Below are 3,032 nucleotides of genomic sequence, written 5' to 3'. Positions count from 1 at the left end.
AGTCGTAGTACGGGGCCTTCTGGAAGAAGCCGATGAGCTCGTTCGGACCGACGACCCCGCCGAGCGGCTTGGCCTTGGCCTGGGCGCGCAGCTCCTGGTACTTGGCCTCGACCTTGGCGCGGGTGTCGCCGAGGTGGAAGGTGGAGTCGTACTTGGCGACCCAGTCCTGCCAGTCGTTCCAGCGGGTCTGGAAGGCGACGTCCTGCTCCAGGTTGGCCTGGTACCAGATGTTGTCGGTGTCGGGGTTGACCACCGAGTCGACGATCATGCGGCGCACGTGGCCCGGGAACAGGGTCGCGTAGACCCCGCCCAGGTAGGTGCCGTAGGAGACGCCGAGGTAGTTCAGCTTCTTCTCGCCGAGGGCGGCCCGGATGACGTCCAGGTCGCGCGCGGTGTTGGTGGTGGTCATGTGCGGCAGCATCTCGCCGCTGCGCTCCTTGCAGCCGTCCGCGTACTCGGCGGCGAGCTTGCGCTGGGCGAGCTTGTCGGCCTCGCTGGACGGGACCGGGTCGGCCTTGGGGGCCTTCACGAACTCCTGCGGGTCGATGCAGGAGATCGGCGCGGAGTGCCCGACGCCGCGGGGGTCGAAGCCCACGAAGTCGTACGCCTTGGAGGTGTTGACCCACAGCGGGCTCTTGGTGGTGACCCGGCGCGGGAAGCGCATGCCGGAACCGCCAGGGCCGCCCGGGTTGTAGACGAGGGCGCCCTGGCGCTCCTCCTTGGTGCCCGTGCTGACGGCGCGGTCGACGGCGATGTCGATGGTCTTGCCAAAGGGCTTCGCGTAGTCGAGCGGCACCTTCACCCAGCCGCACTGGATCGGCTTCTCGAAGCCCCAGTCGGCCGGGCAGTCCTTCCAGTCGATGCCGGCGCGCGCGGCGCGGGCGGCGGCGATCTGGGCGCCGACGGCCTCCGCGGGCCCGTTGTCCTTGCGGGCCGGAGCCGCCGAGGCGGACGGCGCGAGCAGCAGGCCCGCCGCCAGCGCGCCGGTGATGAGGGTGGCGGCGCTCCCCAGCGTCGCGTTGCGTATCACGTGGTTGATCCCCCTGGTCATGTGCCGCGTGAGGCGGCCGGGTTGGGTCAGGGGGATCCTTTCGTCTGACGGGTACCTGGCAACAGACCGAGGTCGAGTTCTTTGCCAAGCCGATAACCGGAAACGGGTGTACCGCTGAGCGGTGTCCCATTCGCCCTGAACCGCCTGCCCTTCACCCGCCGGACGCCCGTGTCTCACCAGCCGTACGTCCTTGCCGCCTCCTCCAGCAGTTCGCGCAGCCGCAGCGCGTCCGGGGCCAGGGCCGTCACCAGGACGGCCGGACCGGCCAGCGGGGTGACCGCGGCGAACTCCCCCAGCACCGCGGCCGGCGGCGGATCCTGCTCGAACCGCGGGTCCACGACCAGGAGCTGGCCCAGCGTCCGGTGCCCGGCGAGGCCGGCCGGGCCGTCCCAGCCGCCCGGCGCGCCGGGTCCGCACGACAGCTCCTGGTCCAGCAGCGGGCGGCCGCCCCGGGTGACCGTGAGGCGGCTGCGCAGCAGGCCGGGGGCCTCGCCGGTGCGTCCGAGCACCTGCTCCTCGCGGAGCATCAGCCGGGCGGAGGGGGCCAGTTCCGCGCGGGTGGAGACCCGCAGGTCGCTGCCGCGCACCGAGACGAGCGGCTCCGGCAGCCAGCGCACCGCCGACTCCTCGGCCAGGCTCAGCCGTACGTCGTAGCGCGCGCCCTCCCCGCCCCGGCCGGGCAGGGCCAGGGTGGCGGCCGCCGAGCGCAGGGCGAGGCGGGCGCCCGGTCCGGCGTCGGCCTCCACCACGAGGTGGTCGCCGCCGAGGGGGGCGCTCATCGCCCCGACCAGCATCACGCCCGCTTCGGCCCCTTCACCGCGGACCCGGCGCAGGGCGAGCGGCCCCTCCCCGGCCAGGACGGGCAGGGCGGTGCCGCCGCGCCCGTCGGCGGCCGCGGCGATGCGGGCGGTGGCCCGCAGACCGGCCGGGGACGGGGCGGCGAGGGGCGCCTCGGCGAGGGGGGCTTCGACGGGGGGTGCGCTGGTCACCGTACGGCCCAGGCGGCGAGCCGCTCGCGGACCCAGCCGGCCACCGGGGCCACGCCCTCGGCCCCGCGCAGGGACTGGAAGGCGACGGGCAGGTCGCCGCGCTGCTCGGCGGCGTCGCGGGCCATCCGCTCCAGGTCGGAGCCGACGTACGGGGCGAGGTCGGTCTTGTTGACCACGAGGAGGTCGGCGGTGGTGACGCCGGGGCCGCCCTTGCGCGGGATGTCGTCGCCGCCCGCCACGTCGATGACGAAGATCTGGGCGTCGACCAGGCCCCGGGAGAAGGTCGCGGTCAGGTTGTCGCCGCCGGACTCCACGAGGATCAGGTCGAGCGGGCCGACCGTCTCCTCCAGTTCCTCGACGGCCTCCAGGTTGGCGGAGATGTCGTCGCGGATGGCGGTGTGCGGGCAGGCGCCGGTCTCGACCGCGCTGATCCGCTCGGGGGGCAGGACCGCCTCACGGAGCAGGAACTCGGCGTCCTCGCGGGTGTAGATGTCGTTGGTGACGACGGCCATGGACAGGTCGGCGCGCAGGGCCCGGCAGAGGGCGGCGACGGTGGCGGTCTTGCCGGAGCCGACGGGGCCGCCGAGTCCGATGCGCAGGGCGCGGCGGGTGCCGTCGGTGCGCAGGGGTGCGGCACTGTGGGTGTGCCGGTGGGGATAGGTCACGTCGTGGTCGAGGTGCACGGCAGGTCTCCTTGGGGGTGTTCGGTGGGGGGTGCCCGTGCTCAGGAGGCGAAGAGGCGTACCGCCCAGTCGGCATGTACCTCAGCCGCGATGTCCAGCAGCGGTGAGGAGGCCGCGGGCAGCACGTCCGTGCCCTCGGTGCGCGCGAGCAGCGCGGCCTCGGCGGCCCGGGCGGCGACGGCGTCGAGGTCGGGTGCCAGTCCGGCCAGGACCGCGCTCGCCTCGAAGGGGTCGAGGCCCAGCAGCCGTACGGTGGCGGTGGCCGGCCCGCTGACGCTCTCGTACGCCGCCACGTGCGCGGCGTCCAGG

General features: G+C 74.2%; 3 protein-coding genes and 1 pseudogene. All 4 read right to left on the bottom strand.

Translation table 11 applies throughout. The features are described from left to right. Positions 1–1,051 (bottom strand): alpha/beta fold hydrolase (locus VR44_RS27085; RefSeq protein WP_045950233.1); only part of this gene is annotated, 1,051 nt, incomplete at its 3' end. Between the two features lie 173 nt (positions 1,052–1,224). Beyond that, complete coding sequence (locus VR44_RS27080) at positions 1,225–2,040, bottom strand: urease accessory protein UreD (protein ID WP_094191939.1); 816 nt, start codon at positions 2,038–2,040, stop codon at positions 1,225–1,227. Then, on the bottom strand, positions 2,037–2,723 hold the full coding sequence (gene ureG / locus VR44_RS27075) for an urease accessory protein UreG (protein ID WP_045950232.1): 687 nt from the start codon (positions 2,721–2,723) through the stop codon (positions 2,037–2,039). The genes VR44_RS27080 and ureG overlap by 4 nt, the downstream gene beginning before the upstream one ends. A gap of 41 nt (positions 2,724–2,764) precedes the next feature. After that, positions 2,765–3,032: pseudogene (locus tag VR44_RS27070) on the bottom strand (urease accessory protein UreF); the annotation flags it as partial.

This window comes from Streptomyces katrae (assembly GCF_000966975.1).
In the GTDB taxonomy this organism is placed as follows: domain Bacteria; phylum Actinomycetota; class Actinomycetes; order Streptomycetales; family Streptomycetaceae; genus Streptomyces; species Streptomyces katrae.
Note: the sequence above shows the minus strand (reverse complement) of the source record. Positions and strands in the feature narration are given on the sequence as shown.